Genomic DNA, 18,233 nt, shown 5'->3' with positions numbered 1-18,233 from the left:
GATTAGAATGAAAGATCTAATTATTATTGGGGCGGGTCAAGCTGGATTAACAATGGGATATTACTTGAAGCAAGAAGGGTATAATTTTTTATTACTTGAGGCAGGAAAACGAGTTGGTGATTCATGGAGAAATCGATATGATTCTTTGCAGCTTTTTACCTCAAGGTCTTACAGTAGCTTGCCGGGTATGACGTTAATAGGTGAAAAAAATGAATTTCCATATAAAGATGAAATTGCAACTTATTTAGAAGAATATGCAAAACATTTTCAATTACCGGTACAATTACAAACGGAAGTTCTAAAAATAAAGAAAGAAAAAGAAATATTTGAATTACATACTCCTACAGAAATTTTACAAACGAAAAAAGTTATTATCGCATCAGGTGCTTTTCAGCAACCGTTTATTCCCTCAGTTTCAGCAAATCTATCATCACATATTTTTCAAATGCATTCATCACAATATAAATCACCATCACAAATTCCTAAGGGAAAAGTACTAGTAGTAGGTGGTGGGAATTCAGGAATGCAAATTGCAGTAGAACTGGCAAAGACTCATGAAGTTACGGTGTCTATTAGTCATCCTTTAACGTTTTTACCGTTACAACTTTTTGGAAAAAGTATTTTTAATCTGCTAGAAAAAGTGGGTTTATTGTACGCTGAAATAAATACAAAGAGGGGAAGATGGTTTCAGAAGAGAAAGGACCCTATTTTCGGTTTTGAAGGTAAGAAACTTATTCGTAATGGAGCAATCAAACTGCAAGAAAAAGTAGTAAGTGCATCAGGAAATAACATTATGTTTCAGAATGGTGATATTTATAGTGCAGAAAGCGTTATATGGTCAACTGGTTTTGTTCAAAATTATAATTGGATTGAAATTGAACAGGCAGTGAATGAGAAAGGATTTCCTAATCATATAAAGGGAATCAGTCCAGTAAAAGGATTGTATTATATCGGTTTACCATGGCAATCTCAAAGGGGTTCCGCACTTATTTGTGGTGTAGGAAAGGATGCAGCGTATGTACTTTCTGAAATCAAAAAAATAGATCAGTAGCGATAACTACTGATCATCCATATGTACATGAATTAGGAGAGGTCAAACATTTATTAACTTTATTATAATAGATTTTTACGGAATTAAAAACTGAAAATTCAAATTTAATGTTGAGAAAGTTTTTTGTATCGAAATATATGAAAAAATAGGGATTTTTATTGAAACAGAAAAAGATATTTCTATTTTAGTAAATTATGATATAGTCTAAATAAGCGTGTTTTTCCATAAATGTAATTATTTTCATTGTAGTTTTGTTTATATGAGGGAAGGAGAAGTAATTATGAAGTTTGATGATCAACGCTTATTAGGAGTCCGATTAGGTTCTGTACTTGTGACAGAGGAAAATCAATATTTAGTAATTAAGAAAAAAGATCATTATGCACTGTTAAATATACATAATTTAGAATGCACACATGTTGAAGTGCAGTTAGAACATTTGGAAGAAATGTTGCGGGAAGATTTCCAAGAAAGTATAACGGAGATTATCGCACCAGAACATATAAAAATTGTTGCGAAAAATGTTATATAGATAAAGAAGCTGGAAGGAACAGCTTCTTTATTTTCATTATAAGGATAACGTTTTTACAACCTCACCAATGAAGTGTTTTCTTTTTTAGTTAGTTTGAAGTGAACTTTTGAAAAAATTTGTCTCGGTACATGTACATAACCCATGAGATTGTTATTAAAGAAATAATGATTTGTTTGTTTTTAATTGGTGCATTGAAAACAAGCCAACCAACTATATCAAATAATAAATGTAGCACGATTGACAGAACTACAAATTGAAGTAACGTATTTAAAAATCTTTTCATAAAGCGTCCCCCTAAAATAATAGGTTTTATTAACAGTTTGATATAGTGGTATTATACAGTAAATGTGTCCTGTGGTAAAATTTACATAAGTTAGTGAAATAAAATAAATGAAAGTTAGTAAGGGGGAACATTCATGGAATTCTGGATGGTTATACTAATATTAGCCTTTGGTTTCATTTATATCGCTGAAAAATTAGCTACAATTGAAAAGAAAAATGATGCGCGTTTAAAGAGAATTGAAGATAGATTACAATTAATTACGAAAGAAATGGGAATTATAGAAAGAGAACCTGAAATTAATAAAGAACTACGCCAGCTTGTAGAAGAAGGCAAAAAAATTACAGCAGTTAAGAGAGTAAGAGAAGCTTTTGGTTTTTCCTTACTAGAAGCGAAGCAATATGTTGATAAATTATAAAAAAGATCATCCATTTGGGTGATCTTTTTCACTGCATCATGCGTGTATTTACATAAGCGGCGATTATAAAGTGTCCAATTAGAGTGATAGGAATAACGATTGTGACATTAGGCGTAGTGAAGACACTACCGATTGTCGCAATGACACCAGCAATTAAATTATAAAGACCTACTATTTTTGATAGTTTCACTTTATCAGGCACGCGGCGTTCGTTGAATCCTGATAAGAGCCAAGTGTACTGCTTTACTCCGATGAAATAAGCTAGTGCAAATGAAATGATTGCTACTATAAATAATGTTGGTGAAGCGAAGAGAGTCATTGCAAACACCTCCGTTAATGGACTATAAATAAATTATAGTCCGAATGTTATAATTTAACAAAATATAATTTAGGTTTTAAGTGTAATAGAAAAATGGAGTATTGGTAATGAGGGGAGATTAAGTATGAATATTGTGGAGTTTCAGAGGTATGTATCAAATTTCAGTAAAGAAAAAGGATTTCAAGATACAACAATTGAAGAGCGTACGATATATACGATGGCGGAATTAGGTGAATTAGCGGAAGTCATATTAAAGCGTGATACAATACAAGATGCGAAAAGAGAAATCGGTTTAGAAATGTTTGATGTAATTTGGAATGTATGTGATTTAGCAAATAAATTAAATATTGATTTAGAGAAGGCGTTTAAAGAAAAAATGAAAATTAATAAAAAGCGTGAATGGTAAGTAGAATTTTAATTTGTAAAGATGGGTGATATGAATGAAAAAGAAGCTTTTTATAGGAGGAATCTTTACTTTAATAAGTGTAATAAGTGTTGTCGTTTACTTAGTTTTTCAAGGCATATTCATTCCGAATCAAATAAGTGCTGATAAGTATGAAATAAAAGGTGTAGATGTCGCATCGTATCAAGGGGATATAGATTGGAGAGAGTTGGAAAAGCAAAATATGAAGTTTGCGTTTATAAAGGCGACTGAAGGAAGTTCGTTTGTGGATGAGTACTTTTCGAAAAATTGGAGGAATGCGAATAAGACAGATATGCGCATCGGAGCGTATCATTTTTTTAGTTTCAATAGTAAGGGTGAAACACAAGCAGAGCAATTTATACGAACTGTTCCAAAATATAAACAAGCATTGCCACCCGTGATTGATGTTGAGTTTTACGCTAACAAAAAAGATAATCCGCCTAAGCGTGAAGATGTTACGAAAGAGTTGGCGGTCATGATTGAAATGCTAGAAAAACATTACGATAAGAAAGTAATATTGTATGCAACGCAAGAGGCGTATGATTTATATATAAAGGATGCGAATCCAAAATGTGATATATGGATTCGTAGTGTTCTTACAAAACCGAGTTTATCTGATGAGAGAAAATGGACGTTTTGGCAATACACGAACCGCGGGAGATTAAGCGGTTATAATGGAAAAGAAAAGTATATTGATTTGAATGTATTTTATGGGAATGAGGAAGAGTTTGAGAATTATGGAATGGAAGATTAAGTTTTAAAGCGTACAACATTTTGTACGCTTTTTTATCATTTGTGTAAAAAAATGTAAAAAAACGATGGAACAAAGATTTGAGATGAATTGTCTAATATAGGTAATAACTATTTAGTTTGAAAGGAAGGATGGAGAAAATGAAAAAGAATACATTATTAAAATTAGGGGTATGTGTTAGTTTACTAGGAATAACTCAATTTGTTAGTACAATTTCTTCTGTGAAAGCAGAACAAAAGCTAGAGCAAATAGTAATCAAAAATGAGACGGGAACCATTTCAATATCTCAGTTAAACAAGAATGTATGGGTTCATACGGAGTTAGGTTATTTTAATGGAGAAGCAGTTCCTTCGAACGGTCTAGTTCTTAATACTTCTAAAGGGCTAGTACTTGTTGATTCTTCTTGGGATAACAAATTAACGAAGGAACTAATAGAAATGGTAGAAAAGAAATTTCAGAAGCGCGTAACGGATGTCATTATTACACATGCGCACGCTGATCGAATTGGCGGAATAACAGCGTTGAAAGAAAGAGGCATTAAAGCGCATAGTACAGCATTAACCGCAGAACTAGCAAAGAACAGTGGATATGAAGAGCCGCTTGGAGATTTACAAACAATTACGAGTTTAAAGTTTGGCAATACAAAAGTAGAAACGTTCTATCCAGGGAAAGGACATACAGAAGATAATATTGTTGTTTGGTTGCCACAATATCAAATTTTAGCTGGAGGCTGTTTAGTAAAATCTGCGGAAGCTAAAGATTTAGGAAATGTTGCGGATGCGTATGTAAATGAATGGTCTACATCGATTGAGAATGTGCTGAAGCGATATGGAAATATAAATTCGGTAGTACCTGGTCATGGAGAAGTAGGAGACAAGGGATTACTTTTACATACATTGGATTTATTAAAATAAGAAATTGTAGAAATACAAAAGAAAGGAGAAATAATTTTCTCCTCTCTTTCTTCTAACTATATTTAAATGCTGAATCTGTCGATTACGTCAGCATATATTACTGAGATTTTAATTCCAAGTATACAAATACTAGTACTGTCATAATTGCAATAACAACGTAAGTAGCATCAAGCATTATAAGTGTTTTTAAAGTTTCAGTCATCGTAATTCACCCCTGTTATAAAAATATAACATGATCTTTTTATTGATTAGATTAGAGATCATAAAGATAAAATGTATATGAAATTTCTTAAGTAGCTTCTATATAAATATATCATATAAATAATGTAAGTAATGTTAAGATAGTGTAAATGTATTGTAAATAAAGAGGTTTACAATGAAGGCTGTAATAAAAAAATGATAGTTCCTTAAAATAAAAAATACGCTATTTTCATATGTGATGAATTGCAATTATTTGTATAAGGGATTCAAAAAAATTTTTCGTTGTATATATTTCTCCAAATTAATTATTTAGCTATTTAAAAGTATCGAAAGATGTGTGTACACTAATGTATATTTTTTGGATGTCAATAAAAGTATTATGTCAACAATATGAACTGTCACAAATCTTTATATATTATTGTGATTGATATCACATCACTTTTTTTCAATGGGTATTATGCTTAAGGTGTAATGAATGATTGGGAGAGGGTGGGATGATATGTTTTGTTATCAATGTGAACAAACGCCAACAGGCGGATGTAAAGTAATGGGTGTTTGTGGCAAGAATGAAACGATTGCGAGTTTACAAGATACGATTGTGTTTGGGCTAAAAGGAATTGCAGCTTATCGCACACATGCTGCTCAGCTAGGGTATACGGATGCATTTGTAGATGCTACAACACAAGAAGCTTTATATATGACATTAACAAATTCTAACTTTAACGAACAAGAGCATATTGATATGGCTATGAAAGTTGGGAAATCAGCTTTACGGGTGATGGAGTTATTGGATGAGGCACATACGAATCATTTTGGTGTGCCAGAGCCTGTACAAATTACACAAAATCGTGTAGAAGGTAAAGCAATTGTAGTTACGGGCCATAATTTATTTGCATTAGAAGAACTATTAAAGCAAACAGAAGGAAAAGACATTAATATTTATACGCATTCTGAAATGCTACCAGCACATGGATATCCGCAGCTGAAAAAATATAAACATTTAAAAGGAAACATCGGTAAGGCATGGTATGATCAAAGACGCCTTTTTGAAAAATTTACTGGTGCCATATTAGCTACAACGAACTGTGTTATGCCAATTAAAGGCTCGTACTCTGATCGATTCTTTTCATATGAAATTGCAGGTTTAGAAGGTGTACAAAAAATTGAAAATGATGATTTTACATCATTGATTCAAAAAGCACTAGAACTTCCAGAAGTACATATGGAGTCGGATGAACAGTTAGTGACAGGGTTTCATCATAATACAGTATTATCATTAGCTCCAGAAATTATTGATGCAGTAAAAGAGGGGAAGATAAAGCGTTTCTTTGTTATCGCCGGTTGTGATGCACCGGGAAAAGGCGGAGAATATTATCGTGAATTAGCAACGTCACTTCCGCCAGAAACGGTTATTTTAACAACTTCTTGCGGGAAATTCCGCTTTAATGATGTGGATTACGGTGTTGTACCTGGTACGGAAATTCCGCGTTACATTGATTTAGGACAGTGTAATAATTCAATTTCTACAGTGAAAATAGCGGCTGCTTTAGCTGATGCTTTTCAATGTGAAGTGAATGAATTGCCAGTAAGTATTGTACTATCATGGTTTGAACAAAAAGCGGTTGCCATTTTACTAGGGCTATTTAGTCTTGGGATTCAAGATATTCGCATCGGTCCAAAGGCCCCTGAATTTATTTCACCTGGCGTGCTTGATGTATTACAAGAAACATTTGGTTTAAAACTAATTACAAATGCAGCAGAAGACATGGCTATGATGTTATCGTAACAAAAAATGATCTGTCTTATTAATAAGAAGAGCTAGCCATATTCATTAACTTTGGTATAGTATAGCGCCCCAAAATAAAAATGTAGAATTTTTGTTTTGGGGTATTTTCTTTTCTTAGTGGGATAGGTATGGGGCAAAATAAAAAAAGAAAATAGGCTGTATCGAATAGGTAATAGTTGATTTTAGAAAAATATAAAAATCGAGTTGACATCCATCTCTACTTAGTCATACAATGTACTTGTAATAAGCAATACTGAGTAGTATTGTTTCTCAAAATATTTTCAGTAGACAATAGGTAATAGCGGATTTTAGAAAAAATTTGAAAATCAGTTGACATCTATCGCTACTTAGTCATACAATGTGGATGTAATAAGTGATACTGAATAGTATGAATTCAAAAAAACTACTCAGTAAAAAATTCGCCTTAGTACTCTGTAATACTTAATATAAGTCAGACAGAATAGGGGGTAAAGGAGGACCAGGATATGGAAAATTTAACTGAAATGTTGAAAGGTTCACTGGAAGGGTGTGTACTGGAAATCATTAGTCGCCGTGAAACGTATGGCTATGAGATTACCCGCCACCTGAATGACCTTGGGTTTACCGAAGTTGTGGAAGGTACGGTGTATACTATCCTCGTACGATTAGAGAAGAAAAAGCTTGTGAATATTGAAAAGAAACCATCAGATATGGGGCCGCCTCGTAAGTTTTATTCATTAAATGAAGAAGGTCGCCAGGAGCTTGAATTGTTTTGGAAAAAATGGGATTTTGTATCGTCAAAAATTAACGTCTTGAAGTCAAAATAGGTTCATAAGATAAAACGTTCCGGCCGATACTTTGGGAATTTCTTGTTCGGTTTTATAAAAAAGGAGGAAAATAAGATGTTAGAAATGTTCAAAAAGTTAATTGGTGATAAAAAAGAGTACAAAATGATGATGGCACGAGTTGAGGCTCTGCCAGAGGACTACCAATTTGTATTTAAGAAAATTCAAAACTACATGTGGAATTTCTCAGCGGGTAACGGGATGGATATGTTACACATACAGTATGAATTAATCGATTTGTTTGAAGCTGGTGCAGCAGAAGGAAGACAAGTGCTTGACATTACTGGGGATGACGTGGCTTCCTTTGCTGACGAACTAGTGGCAAATGCTAAAACTTACGTCTCCAAGTATCGTGAAGATTTGAATGAAAGTATTATGAAGAAATTGAGAAAAAAATAAATGGAATAAGTAGTACCGACTGATTAGCTGGTTACACATATGAATTGCCATCATAGCTATTCAGTTATATTTTTAACTCGGTACTAAGTAATACAGAATATCAGTGATACTAAATAGATAGAGGTAAATAAATAGTCTTCGCAAAACATTTTTATAGGGAGGAAAAAAGTATGAGTCATGCAGCGATTTCTGTAAAAGGCTTGAAAAAATCCTTTAAAGACAAGGAAGTTTTAAAAGGGGTAGATTTTGAGGTGCAGCGTGGAGAAATTTTCGCGCTGCTAGGCTCAAATGGAGCGGGAAAGACGACAACGGTCAACATCCTTTCGACACTAATGAAGCAAGATAGCGGTGAAGTAAGTATTTGTGGATTTGATGTACAGAGTCAATCAGATCATGTTCGTCAAAGTATCAGTTTGACAGGGCAGTTCGCAGCTTTAGACGGTATGCTGACTGGGAGGGAAAACTTGATAATGATCGCCAAATTACGTGGTGTTTCCAATCCCGCTCAAGTTGCTGACAATCTACTTGCAAGATTTAGCCTGACTGATGCGGCAAACCAAAGGGCAGATCAGTATTCAGGCGGGATGAAGCGCCGGCTTGATATCGCGATGAGTTTGATTGGGGCGCCAGCAGTTATTTTTCTTGACGAACCAACGACTGGACTTGATCCTGAAGCGCGAATCGAAGTGTGGGATACAGTCAAGGAACTTGCTGGTAGCGGTACAACTATTTTGCTTACGACTCAGTACTTGGAGGAAGCAGAACAACTGGCAGACCGTATCGCTATTTTGCATGGCGGAAAAATTATTACGACAGGTACTCTTGCTGAACTAAAAGAGATGTTCCCGCCAGCAAAAGTGGAGTATATCGAGAAGCAACCGACATTGGAAGAAATATTCCTTGCGATCATTGGCAAAAAGGAGGAGATGTAAATGAAAAGTAAAACAGGTGTATTACTAGGTCGTTTAATGCGTAACATTATGCGCAGTCCGGATACAATTATTACAGTAGCGATTACACCGATTATGATGATGCTATTATTTGTCTACGTGTTTGGCGGCGCAATAAAAACTGGAACGGAAAACTACGTTAATTATTTATTGCCGGGAATTTTGCTAATGGCTATCGCATCCGGTGTAGCTTACACTTCCGTGCGACTCTTTACGGATGTAAAGAGTGGGCTGATGGCACGTTTCATTACGATGCCTATTAAGCGCTCATCGATATTGTGGGCTCACGTTCTAACCTCTCTGGTTGCTAATGTACTTACTATCGTGGTGGTTATTCTTGTTGCACTCTTAATGGGTTTCCGTTCCAGTGCTAATATTCTAGATTGGCTTGCAGTAGCTGGGATACTAGGAATGTTTACGTTAGCGCTAACATGGTTGGCTATCATTCCAGGGCTGACGGCAAAGTCTATGGAAGGGGCGACTGCTTACTCGTACCCGCTAGTTTTTCTTCCATTTATTAGTTCGGCCTTTGTGCCTACCGAAACGATGCCAAAAATTGTTCGTGCGTTTGCAGAGAATCAGCCTGTAACTTCAATCGTGAATGCGATTCGTGCTCTTTTATATGAAGGAACTGTTGGAAACGATATTTGGATTGCGCTCGCTTGGTGCGTAGGTATAATGGTCATCTCTTACTTTTTCGCCAGTAAAGCATTTAAACGTCAGTTAGGGTAAGAAACGTGATAAACGAAACCTTCAGGAATAATATATATTTAGAAAAGCACGGGAGATTTTCCGTGCTTTTATTATTTATCATGCTCTCATTGTAGTAAATGAAATGGTATTTAAAAATAGGATAATTATCCAGTGATAAAGCTTAATATTTGAGGCTCACTGCTTATGGAATGTATAAGCACACTCGTTTTTGTAAATCTGCTAATACTTCATCGGGTATTTCTTTGATTTTAATATCCTTCCCTAGAAAAAGCAGCCAATTTATTATTTCCGTCACTTCATCGGGATTGTTAACATTGATAAAAGTTTTTAAAATGGCTGTAGATTGGTAAGGATTAGTATAAGATATTGAAATTTTTAAAGGATGGTATTTTTTGAACTGGGCAATTGCTTTTGGTCCAAGTTCAAGTACCAAGTTGATTATTTCGTCCTTCTTACTTAGTTTTTCTAAAATCTTTTTCTTATTTAGCCTTTTGTTCGTCGTGTATGGTTCGATATTAATGAGATCATCGACAGGAAACATCATCTTCTTTTCTTTTTTTAAGTCAAACCCTTCAATGATCCAATGGCTTTTTTCTTGATAAAGGTGCAATAGATAAATTGGATAAGTCTTGATTTCTTCATCTTCTTTCATAGTAATCAATAAATGGTTATCCAAAAGAAGGATTTGAATGAGTTTTTCTAACATAGGATGGGGGAGATCAGAAAGCTCAAGTAGATCGGGATTATGAGGGTTAGTCCCTTGGAAAAGCAAGAGTTGATTTAAAAGAACGAGATCATCTTGCTGGGTTTCTGAGATGAGTCCTAGTAGTTTTTCGGCTAAAGATTGACGACTCTTTAGGTAGGGAAGTTGTTGATTCCTCGTAGCCATAAAGGCAATAAAAAGAGCTTTCACTTCATTATCAGTAAAGCGAACAACGGGCAGGATAGAATTATGCATAACAAAATATCCACCCGTTCTCCCAACTTCAGCGACCAGTGGCATTCCCATAGCTTCAATTTCTCTAATGTCTCTAATAGCTGTCGACCGTGAGATGTTAAATTCTTGTATAATTTCAGAAATTGTAAAGTGAGAGCGGTTGTTGATATACCGCATAATTGTATTAATCCGTTCAACTTTTTTCATTTTGGTCTCCTAAACAGTATCATTTTTTGACATGGTTTAAAGGTATTATAAACGTATCAGATGAAAAGATAAATCGTTTGATTAATAAAAAAAGAGGCAGGTTTTGAATATGAAAAATTATACTATAGAAGAAAAAGATAGCTTTATTGTGTTAGGTATTGGAACTGAAATTAAGAGTGAATACACAAACTTTGCTGGAATAAATAAAGAAAAGGAAGACTTTTGGTCGGCTGTTAAAGAAGATGGAAGGCTGGACACTTTAAAAGCTTTAGCTACAAATGAATACATTTTTTCCGTGAGCGAAGCGGTGAATAACAAAATGATGTATTATGCGGGTGTCATGACAGAAGCACAAATAGAAGAAGAATCTAGAGTGATTCAGTTTCCGAGGGGAGAATACTTAGTAGTGAAAGGGGAAGACAAAACGGCTAAAGAGCTAAGTAATAAGCTTACTGGCATCGCCTTCGGTCAAGCTTTACCAGAAGCAAAGGATTTTGCCTATGTTGGTGGACCGAATACAACGGTTGAGATGGGACAGAGAAATGGCCTAGTATTTGGTGAAATGTGGATTCCGGTTGTTAGGAAGTAAAGTGATAAAAGGTGCGAATATGGAAAGTAGAGGCTAACGATCTTGTATTGTTGGCCTTTTTGAAATGAATATAATATTCATATACTGCTACACAGTATGTTCTGATAAAATGGAATAAAAGGGAATTGTTGTAAGGTGGTGGCAGATTGAATAAAAAAAGATTATTTGAGCTATTCATAGTAACGTTTGTTTTTCTATTCCTTCATGTAAGTACATTTACTAATGAAAAATTTAACGATAAATTGGGATTTTTTACTTTCATTGTGCTACTTCTTATGCTTTCTATTTACACTGCATTTATAGAAAAGTATTTTGATGATATACAAAAGTGGATTCGAAATATTACATGTTGCTTTGCTTTATTCGTAGTGGTTTTAGTAGCTCTATGGATAGGTTATTTTTAGTCCTTACTTAAGAGAATGAGAAATATGTGATTACACTACATTCGATCCGATACTATTACTTAGCTGCATCGGTTTATATTAATTTTTTCTCTCCCCAATCATGATAAAATGTATAATAGGAAATTTTATGTAACATAAAGGGGGAAGGTTTATGGTCAGCTTGAGTACCTTGATAGCTTTTGCAATTGTTTCGCTTAGCATGGTTTGTTCACCTGGGCCTAATATGATTTATCTCATTTCCCGTTCCATTACGCAGGGACGTATGGCGGGATTTATTTCTTTATTGGGCATCATGCTCGGATTTGTAATCTATATAATCGCAACTATGTTTGGACTTACAGTTCTATTCCTTGCGGTTCCCGCTGTATATGAGGCAGTAAAGTGGGCAGGTGCTGCTTACTTACTCTGGCTAGCTTGGAATTCGATTAAACCGGGTGCTATATCTATTATGGAACCTCGTACGATTTCTAATGAACCACCACGGAAATTATTTTTAATGGGACTCATGACTAATCTTCTGAATCCAAAGATTGCTATTTTGTATGTATCACTTTTACCTCAATTTGAAGATCCAGAGAAGGGATCGTTGCTTTTTCAAGGTGCAGTTTTGGGCCTTACGCAAATCACTGTTAGCTTTATAGTTAACCTTCTAATTGTATGTACAGCAAGTAAAATTGCGAAATGGTTTGGCACACGTCCAACGTGGCTGCGAGTGCAGCGTTGGCTTATGGCAAGCGTATTGACAGGTCTTGCAGTACGTTTAGCTTTTGAACGTCGACAGTAAGAGTATATAAAAAAATTAAAAATGCTTTTTAATGAAGAAAATAAATTTTATAGTAATGGTACAACAAGTACAGAAGCGAATCCTACCCACGTATATGGAGAAAAAGGAACATATAATGTGGAACTAACAGTGGAAGATAGTAGAGGAAAAGAAAAGAAAGTAAAAAACAAACAAAAGTTACTGTAAAACAAGAACTGCAAACAGGTGGATCCCTCGAAGAGGAGAAGGACTTCCAATACGCTTGTAAAAGGGAATCTGATTACTCCTGATCAGACAGATGTTTAAACGTTTGATGTTATAGTTCTGAAAGAAGTAGTTATTTCTGTGATAAATGAACAAAATATTGGGATGACATGGGTACTTTATCATGAATCAGACATGTAAAATTACGTAGCTTGTGGTAAAGATGAAGGAAATACTATAAAGGGAAAACTCGTAGCGAAACAAGGAAAATATTATTTGAATGTGTATAAATCCAATGATAAGAATGGTGAATATTCATAAAGTATACTTAATATCAGTAATTCATATATTTAGGAGTGGTTTCTATATTTAGAGAAAATACAAAAAGGATACTTCTGTCATTAGTAACAAATCCAATACTAATAATTGTATACGGGATTTTTTGTTATGAGTTGGCCTTATACTGTCAGTACGGAAGAATGAATTATAATATTTACATTTTGTTATTATGTATAGTACTTTTTATATCCATAACTACATTTACTACAATGCGGGTGATAAAAAATAGAGAATATGAATCTAAAAAATTAACAAATTCAATAGCATGGAGATCCATTTCTATTATCATTATTGTTGCAATTACATCATTTTATGGGATGCAGATTTATAAAAGTGCAATAAATTACAATGGCAAATTGGCATGGTTTATAGAAAAGTTAAAACATGAAAGGTCAGTTAAACTTAAACATAATAATATATATAAATCTGGAGTAGAAGGTATTTTTGAAGATATCAATAAAAAATATCCTTTGCCAAAGAAATTGTATATGGCAACTGATTTTGATCTTACATTTCATTCAGATGGAACAATCACAGCGTTTGATACATTTGTTTATGGGAAAAATGTTGATGGGAAAGAAGAAACTTATTTAATCTCTTATAATAAGAAGAAATCAGAAGATATTACTATAATACGAGATGGATATGCAAAGCCTGATTATAATGATGATAAATTAGTAGAACCTTTAATTAAAACGGTTAAGGCGATCCCAGTTAAGCAAACGGTCAAAAAATGGAATGAAAGTAAGTATGGGTTGATTTATTATGGAAAAAGAAATTGGGGATCCAATACAGAGGGAATTATTAATATTACTGAGGATGGTAAGAGGCAGAGTGTTAAAGAAGCAGCTTCTGATATCATTGGATATACTGTATCTATATTTGTCCCTGGAAAAGAGAAAGAGCTAGTCCCTGCTAGATATAATTTAATAAGTGACGCAAGTTGGAGTAAATCAAAGACGCCTCCAAAAGAAGATAGGCTTAAAGAGAAGGAACAACAAGATTTAAAGAATGAAAAAGAACAGTTTTTCCTATCGAAAGAAGTTGGTTATAAACTAAATATGACAGATAAAGCATTAGGGAGCGCCTTTTATTCATTAAGCAAGACTAGTGATGAAGGGAAAACATGGGAGGTTATCAATCCAGACCCATTTAATGGGGGGATTGGTAGTGTATCAGGAATCATTTTTATAAATGATAAACTTGGGTTTTTAGGAGCAATTAGGCCTTCTGGTAATGAAGGAGAGTTATATCGCACAGATGATGGGGGAGTATCTTTCAAAAAGGTAGAATATCCGCCGCATGAAGTGAAATTAGATCATACACAGTCCACAATAAGTCCTTTTGATTCTCCTAGTATGCCATATGAGAAAGATGGGGTTTTTAATATGTTAGTTGGACAAGGGGCAGATGGAGACTACAATGGCGATAGTAGTGCACTTTATCAATCAAAAGATAACGGAGAGACATGGGAATTTGTAGAAGAAGTGAAAAAGAAATAATCAGAATGTTTTTTTAAAAATAAGGTAACTACTCAGCTATACATTTCATGACGGACAGGAAGAATTTAAGAGTGAAATAATTAAAGTTCTTTCTCATGCTGGAGGTTGGTTAATATGGTCTACTATTCTTGCATCTTCCATCATGTATACTGTTACTTTATATAAGAATCATCCAGATATCAGAAAAATTATACATGCTCGTTTTGAAGAAATAAAGCAACGAATAAAATATTAATGTAACTAATAAAAAACGTTATTCTTTCTAGTAATTTTGCTTATTTAGAAAGAATAACGTTTTTGTTTTTTAATACTCAAGTAATAGTTTACCTGCAGTTCCTATCATATAATTTATTGAATTTTAATATACGTTATGTATAACAGATATTTACCTTATAAAATAAGGGGGGAATATTATGACTGAGACAAACGAATCTTTAGGAGTTAATTTGAAAAAAGATGTGAAGTTTTCTATTATAATTCCTGCGCATAATGAAGAAAAGTACATTAGAAAATGTTTAGATTCAATTGCAAAGGCATCAGAGGCATATAAAGAGCAAACGGAAGTTATAGTTGTTTTAAATCGTTGTACAGATAAAACAGAGGAAATAGCAAAATCTTATAATTGTATTACATTGAAAAATAACGATAAAAACTTATCTAAAATTCGAAATGCAGGGGCTAAAATAGCCAGTGGAGAAATAATCGTTACTATAGACGCTGATACGATAATGACAGAGTCTATGTTGTTTAATGTAGATAAATATTTAGCTTCAGGTAAATACATTGGTGGTGGGGTGAATGGGAAGTTTGAAAGAATATCTTTAGGAATATTTCTCTCCGCAATGTTAATCATAATCCCTTTACTTTTTAAGTACGGAGCTATATCTGTAGGGATTTTTTGGTGCTATAGAAAAGACTTTATGGCAATCAATGGATTTAATGAAAACATGCTTATGGCAGAAGATGCAGATTTCGCAAAACGTTTAAAAGAGTGGGGAAAGAAAAATAATAAGAAATTCGGTACTATTAAAAATGGAATGATAACTTCATGCAGAAGATTTGATACATATGGAGACTGGACTTTATTTAAAAATCCAAAAGTAATTTTAGCTTATCTAAAAGGAAATGATAGAAAATACGCAGATAAGACATATTATGATAACCAAGAAAGATAAAAGTGGAGAAAAGCGGCAGAGGATAGCTAGTACTTTTTTTAGATATGATGAGAATCCAACTTAATTTAATAGATACTATAAGAAAACCATCAATTTGATTACCCTTTTTCAAATTGATGGTTTTTATTTTTGAAATAAATATGTATTTTTTTATGAAAATATTTTTTGACCCCCATAAAACTTTGTACTCCTCCGAATATGTATAGTGGAAAAAATAAATAGAAGAAAAATGACTATGAAAGAATATAGAAGTATTAATAAAATTACTAGATTAAGTGGGCATCCAAAGTAAAAGGATGAAATTACCAATTATATAGAGGAGAGTTATTCAAGGATTGCAGATAAAATAGAAAAAGAATAAGCAAAACGAACGGTAGAAAATAAGAAAGTAGATAAAAATACAAACTTAACTGTAGTGCCGAGAGAAAAGAAAAAATCATTAAGAAAACGTTAGACTCTAAAAATATAACTAACAGCAAGAAAACAAGACCGAAGAAAAGTACCAAGAAAATCTGGTTAAATGGTCACTTGTGTAGTGGCCATTTTGCTATTTGAAGGAGGCTGGGAGATTACAAGTGTTGAGTTTAGTAATGAAGATCTTAAGAAAACCGAAAATAGAAGATATCGTATGTAACATACAAAATAATGAAGAAGATAAAGAAGCGTTTATCGTACAGTATCAACCTTTTATTAGAAAATCAATCTCATCTGTCTGCCGCCGATATATTACAGAACAGGATGATGAATATAGCATTGGATTGTTTGCGTTTAACGAAGCAATTGAAAAGTATTCCTATACAAAAGGAAAATCCTTTTTAGCGTTTGCTGATCTTCTTATAAAAAGAGATGTAATTGACTATATACGTAAGGAGTCTAAACATAACTTTGTCTTTTTAAAAGAAGATGAGCAAGAGGAAATGTTAGAAATGCAAGTGTCGCTTACGGAGTATATGAAAGAGATGGAAAATAGTAACCGTAAGGAGGAAATTCTTCATTTTCAAAGTGTGCTAGCTGAGTTTAAAATCACATTCTCAGAGCTTGCTAAAGAATCTCCTAAGCATCGTGATACACGTGAGCACTTAATAGAAATTGTGAAAATAATTATAAAAGAAGAGGAAATGATGGAAGAGCTGTTCCGAAAGAAAAAGTTACCGCTTAAACAGATTGAACCGCGTGTTAGGGTAAGTCGTAAAACGTTGGAACGACATAGAAAATACATTATTGCAATGTGTATTATTTTTGCAAACAACTATACATATATTCTGGATTACATAAGAGGGGAAAAGCATGATGAATAAAGGAATTGTGATGGATATAAAAAAGCATAGCGTAGTTGTTTTAACACCAAATGGAGAGTTTATTACGTGTAAAAGAAAAGGGGATTCTTGCATAATCGGGGAGGAAATCTCGTTTGATGAGCAAGAACAAAAAGCATCGCATTTTTCGATTCCTTCCTTTTTAAAGCCTGCATCAATACTTGTTGCTTGTTTTCTATTTGCAGTGCTGTTTTTCTACAACCAACCAGAAGAAAAAGTATTTGCTTACGTCTCAGTTGATATAAATCCAAGTTTAGAGGTGAGCGTAACAAAGGATTTTCGTGTTATAAATTTGCAGGCTTGTAATGATGATGGAAGGCGTATTTTAAAAGAATTGAAGCAATGGGAAAATAAACAATTACAAGAAGTAATACGTACTATTATAAAGCAAAGTCAAGAGGATAAGTATTTAACGAATGATAAGCAAGTTATGCTAACAGCTGTTGCAAAGGACAAGGCACTAGAACCACTTTTGGAAAAGGCAATGAAAGAATTAAAGAAAGAATATGAGCTAAAACATATTACAGTTGAATATCAAAGTAGCACAATGCAAATACGAGAGAATGCTAGAAAAGCTGGAATTGGCACAGGTGTTTATATAAAGCAAGAGAATGAGAAGAACAAATCACTTACGCCTCCTGTCACCCCGTCTAATCCGGTGGAAAACGAAGAAGAGGTGCAATCACACCCGGAGTCATCTCCTGATGCAACACTCGATTTGTCTCCTGTAAAAGAAAAAAAATATGAAAAGCAAGAGCAGAAAGAACAAAAGAAAACAGAGGAACAGCCATCGAAGCAAATAAAAGAAAACAATGGAAGAGGATCTCAGCAAGAAAATAGAGGGAATCAACAGGAGAATAACAGTAGAGAAGCTCAACAAGGAAATAATGGGAATCAGCAAGGGAACAACGGAAGAGGATCTCAACAAGGGAATAATGGAAATGGGCAAGGGAACAATGGAAGAAATCCTCAACAAGGAAATAATGGGAATCAGCAAGGGAACAACGGAAGAGGATCTCAACAAGGGAATAATGGAAATGGGCAAGGGAATAACAGTAGAGAAGCTCAACAAGGAAATAATGGGAATCAGCAAGGGAACAACGGAAGAGGATCTCAACAAGGGAATAATGGAAATGGGCAAGGGAACAACGGAAGAGGATCTCAACAGGGAAATAACGAAAACGAGCAAGGGAACAATGGAAGAGGGTCTCAACAAGGGAATAATGGAAATGGGCAA

General features: G+C 34.0%; 21 protein-coding genes and 2 pseudogenes. 20 read left to right on the top strand and 3 right to left on the bottom strand.

All coding sequences use genetic code 11. The features are described 5' to 3' along the window. Positions 1-7: 7 nt before the first annotated feature. Together HMPREF2590_RS19415 and HMPREF2590_RS19410 are read left to right on the top strand one after the other, a co-directional pair. Positions 8-1,051 carry a flavin-containing monooxygenase gene (locus HMPREF2590_RS19415; protein WP_050822013.1) on the top strand — a complete coding sequence of 348 codons (1,044 nt, stop codon included), beginning with the start codon at positions 8-10 and terminating at the stop codon, positions 1,049-1,051. A 280-nt stretch (positions 1,052-1,331) separates the two neighbouring features. After that, positions 1,332-1,580, top strand: coding sequence for a hypothetical protein (locus HMPREF2590_RS19410; RefSeq protein WP_000666948.1), 249 nt, complete (start codon positions 1,332-1,334; stop codon positions 1,578-1,580). A gap of 88 nt (positions 1,581-1,668) precedes the next feature. Here the strand turns inward: HMPREF2590_RS19410 and HMPREF2590_RS19405 are convergent, their stop codons facing one another. After that, complete coding sequence (locus HMPREF2590_RS19405; RefSeq protein ID WP_000819660.1) at positions 1,669-1,863, bottom strand: hypothetical protein; 195 nt, start codon at positions 1,861-1,863, stop codon at positions 1,669-1,671. A 133-nt stretch (positions 1,864-1,996) separates the two neighbouring features. Here HMPREF2590_RS19405 and HMPREF2590_RS19400 point away from each other — a divergent pair, with 133 nt between their 5' ends. Beyond that, entirely contained in the window at positions 1,997-2,278 is a 282-nt protein-coding gene (locus HMPREF2590_RS19400) for a hypothetical protein (protein WP_050822012.1), read from the top strand. Between the two features lie 28 nt (positions 2,279-2,306). Here HMPREF2590_RS19400 and HMPREF2590_RS19395 read toward each other — a convergent pair whose 3' ends face one another. Further along, on the bottom strand, positions 2,307-2,597 hold the full coding sequence (locus HMPREF2590_RS19395) for a DUF3784 domain-containing protein (protein WP_050822011.1): 291 nt from the start codon (positions 2,595-2,597) through the stop codon (positions 2,307-2,309). A gap of 124 nt (positions 2,598-2,721) precedes the next feature. Here HMPREF2590_RS19395 and HMPREF2590_RS19390 point away from each other — a divergent pair, with 124 nt between their 5' ends. From HMPREF2590_RS19390 to HMPREF2590_RS19355, 8 genes are all read left to right on the top strand, one after another. Beyond that, complete coding sequence (locus HMPREF2590_RS19390) at positions 2,722-3,003, top strand: MazG nucleotide pyrophosphohydrolase domain-containing protein (protein WP_001028132.1); 282 nt, start codon at positions 2,722-2,724, stop codon at positions 3,001-3,003. A gap of 34 nt (positions 3,004-3,037) precedes the next feature. Beyond that, the gene (locus HMPREF2590_RS19385) at positions 3,038-3,775 is read left to right on the top strand and encodes a glycoside hydrolase family 25 protein (protein WP_000727666.1); all 738 of its coding nucleotides are present in this window, start codon (positions 3,038-3,040) and stop codon (positions 3,773-3,775) included. Between the two features lie 137 nt (positions 3,776-3,912). Beyond that, positions 3,913-4,686 carry a BcII family subclass B1 metallo-beta-lactamase gene (gene bla2, locus HMPREF2590_RS19380; protein WP_000742461.1) on the top strand — a complete coding sequence of 258 codons (774 nt, stop codon included), beginning with the start codon at positions 3,913-3,915 and terminating at the stop codon, positions 4,684-4,686. Positions 4,687-5,386: 700 nt separating this feature from the next. Continuing rightward, complete coding sequence (hcp, locus tag HMPREF2590_RS19375; RefSeq protein WP_002098191.1) at positions 5,387-6,673, top strand: hydroxylamine reductase; 1,287 nt, start codon at positions 5,387-5,389, stop codon at positions 6,671-6,673. A 485-nt stretch (positions 6,674-7,158) separates the two neighbouring features. Continuing rightward, positions 7,159-7,479 (top strand): PadR family transcriptional regulator, encoded by a 321-nt coding sequence (locus HMPREF2590_RS19370; protein ID WP_000429488.1) that lies wholly within the window; start codon positions 7,159-7,161, stop codon positions 7,477-7,479. Between the two features lie 75 nt (positions 7,480-7,554). Further along, positions 7,555-7,896 (top strand): DUF1048 domain-containing protein, encoded by a 342-nt coding sequence (locus tag HMPREF2590_RS19365; RefSeq protein ID WP_000891986.1) that lies wholly within the window; start codon positions 7,555-7,557, stop codon positions 7,894-7,896. A 170-nt stretch (positions 7,897-8,066) separates the two neighbouring features. Then, positions 8,067-8,828 carry an ABC transporter ATP-binding protein gene (locus tag HMPREF2590_RS19360; RefSeq protein ID WP_000017473.1) on the top strand — a complete coding sequence of 254 codons (762 nt, stop codon included), beginning with the start codon at positions 8,067-8,069 and terminating at the stop codon, positions 8,826-8,828. Beyond that, on the top strand, positions 8,829-9,578 hold the full coding sequence (locus HMPREF2590_RS19355; protein WP_000837819.1) for an ABC transporter permease: 750 nt from the start codon (positions 8,829-8,831) through the stop codon (positions 9,576-9,578). It begins immediately after the preceding gene. Positions 9,579-9,741: 163 nt separating this feature from the next. On the opposite strand, the gene HMPREF2590_RS19350 is transcribed toward HMPREF2590_RS19355, so the two are convergent. Then, entirely contained in the window at positions 9,742-10,704 is a 963-nt protein-coding gene (locus tag HMPREF2590_RS19350) for a helix-turn-helix transcriptional regulator (protein ID WP_000755022.1), read from the bottom strand. Between the two features lie 109 nt (positions 10,705-10,813). Here HMPREF2590_RS19350 and HMPREF2590_RS19345 point away from each other — a divergent pair, with 109 nt between their 5' ends. The 9 genes and pseudogenes from HMPREF2590_RS19345 to HMPREF2590_RS19310 all read left to right on the top strand — a co-directional run. Further along, complete coding sequence (locus tag HMPREF2590_RS19345; RefSeq protein WP_000801052.1) at positions 10,814-11,293, top strand: GyrI-like domain-containing protein; 480 nt, start codon at positions 10,814-10,816, stop codon at positions 11,291-11,293. Between the two features lie 146 nt (positions 11,294-11,439). Beyond that, on the top strand, positions 11,440-11,697 hold the full coding sequence (locus HMPREF2590_RS19340) for a DUF3963 domain-containing protein (RefSeq protein WP_050822010.1): 258 nt from the start codon (positions 11,440-11,442) through the stop codon (positions 11,695-11,697). 151 nt (positions 11,698-11,848) lie between these two features. After that, entirely contained in the window at positions 11,849-12,481 is a 633-nt protein-coding gene (locus tag HMPREF2590_RS19335) for a LysE family translocator (protein WP_000254104.1), read from the top strand. A 48-nt stretch (positions 12,482-12,529) separates the two neighbouring features. Continuing rightward, positions 12,530-12,985, top strand: a pseudogene (locus HMPREF2590_RS31145) (PKD domain-containing protein); the annotation flags it as partial. Between the two features lie 35 nt (positions 12,986-13,020). Beyond that, positions 13,021-14,505, top strand: a complete 1,485-nt coding sequence (locus tag HMPREF2590_RS19325) for a WD40/YVTN/BNR-like repeat-containing protein (RefSeq protein ID WP_074595564.1) — start codon at positions 13,021-13,023, stop codon at positions 14,503-14,505. Positions 14,506-14,545: 40 nt separating this feature from the next. Further along, positions 14,546-14,740 (top strand): annotated as a pseudogene (locus tag HMPREF2590_RS29260) (hypothetical protein); the annotation flags it as partial. 178 nt (positions 14,741-14,918) lie between these two features. Further along, positions 14,919-15,680, top strand: a complete 762-nt coding sequence (locus HMPREF2590_RS19320; protein WP_000140998.1) for a glycosyltransferase family 2 protein — start codon at positions 14,919-14,921, stop codon at positions 15,678-15,680. Between the two features lie 575 nt (positions 15,681-16,255). Continuing rightward, positions 16,256-16,978, top strand: a complete 723-nt coding sequence (sigI, locus tag HMPREF2590_RS19315) for an RNA polymerase sigma factor SigI (protein ID WP_044584719.1) — start codon at positions 16,256-16,258, stop codon at positions 16,976-16,978. Beyond that, positions 16,968-18,233 (top strand): anti-sigma factor domain-containing protein (locus HMPREF2590_RS19310; protein WP_083325431.1); only part of this gene is annotated, 1,266 nt, incomplete at its 3' end. The genes sigI and HMPREF2590_RS19310, both read left to right, overlap by 11 nt.

The organism is Bacillus sp. HMSC036E02 (genome assembly GCF_001836235.1).
GTDB lineage: Bacteria > Bacillota > Bacilli > Bacillales > Bacillaceae_G > Bacillus_A > Bacillus_A cereus.
Note: the sequence above shows the minus strand (reverse complement) of the source record. Positions and strands in the feature narration are given on the sequence as shown.

Excerpts from the sequence above, each read along its gene's own strand:
- HMPREF2590_RS19415 (WP_050822013.1), top strand. The coding sequence starts at position 8 with ATGAAAGATCTAATTATTATTGGGGCGGGTCAAGCTGGATTAACAATG.
- HMPREF2590_RS19410 (WP_000666948.1), top strand. The coding sequence starts at position 1,332 with ATGAAGTTTGATGATCAACGCTTATTAGGAGTCCGATTAGGTTCTGTA.
- HMPREF2590_RS19405 (WP_000819660.1), bottom strand. The coding sequence starts at position 1,863 with ATGAAAAGATTTTTAAATACGTTACTTCAATTTGTAGTTCTGTCAATC.
- HMPREF2590_RS19400 (WP_050822012.1), top strand. The coding sequence starts at position 1,997 with ATGGAATTCTGGATGGTTATACTAATATTAGCCTTTGGTTTCATTTAT.
- HMPREF2590_RS19395 (WP_050822011.1), bottom strand. The coding sequence starts at position 2,597 with ATGACTCTCTTCGCTTCACCAACATTATTTATAGTAGCAATCATTTCA.
- HMPREF2590_RS19390 (WP_001028132.1), top strand. The coding sequence starts at position 2,722 with ATGAATATTGTGGAGTTTCAGAGGTATGTATCAAATTTCAGTAAAGAA.
- HMPREF2590_RS19385 (WP_000727666.1), top strand. The coding sequence starts at position 3,038 with ATGAAAAAGAAGCTTTTTATAGGAGGAATCTTTACTTTAATAAGTGTA.
- bla2 (WP_000742461.1), top strand. The coding sequence starts at position 3,913 with ATGAAAAAGAATACATTATTAAAATTAGGGGTATGTGTTAGTTTACTA.
- hcp (WP_002098191.1), top strand. The coding sequence starts at position 5,387 with ATGTTTTGTTATCAATGTGAACAAACGCCAACAGGCGGATGTAAAGTA.
- HMPREF2590_RS19370 (WP_000429488.1), top strand. The coding sequence starts at position 7,159 with ATGGAAAATTTAACTGAAATGTTGAAAGGTTCACTGGAAGGGTGTGTA.
- HMPREF2590_RS19365 (WP_000891986.1), top strand. The coding sequence starts at position 7,555 with ATGTTAGAAATGTTCAAAAAGTTAATTGGTGATAAAAAAGAGTACAAA.
- HMPREF2590_RS19360 (WP_000017473.1), top strand. The coding sequence starts at position 8,067 with ATGAGTCATGCAGCGATTTCTGTAAAAGGCTTGAAAAAATCCTTTAAA.
- HMPREF2590_RS19355 (WP_000837819.1), top strand. The coding sequence starts at position 8,829 with ATGAAAAGTAAAACAGGTGTATTACTAGGTCGTTTAATGCGTAACATT.
- HMPREF2590_RS19350 (WP_000755022.1), bottom strand. The coding sequence starts at position 10,704 with ATGAAAAAAGTTGAACGGATTAATACAATTATGCGGTATATCAACAAC.
- HMPREF2590_RS19345 (WP_000801052.1), top strand. The coding sequence starts at position 10,814 with ATGAAAAATTATACTATAGAAGAAAAAGATAGCTTTATTGTGTTAGGT.
- HMPREF2590_RS19335 (WP_000254104.1), top strand. The coding sequence starts at position 11,849 with ATGGTCAGCTTGAGTACCTTGATAGCTTTTGCAATTGTTTCGCTTAGC.
- HMPREF2590_RS19320 (WP_000140998.1), top strand. The coding sequence starts at position 14,919 with ATGACTGAGACAAACGAATCTTTAGGAGTTAATTTGAAAAAAGATGTG.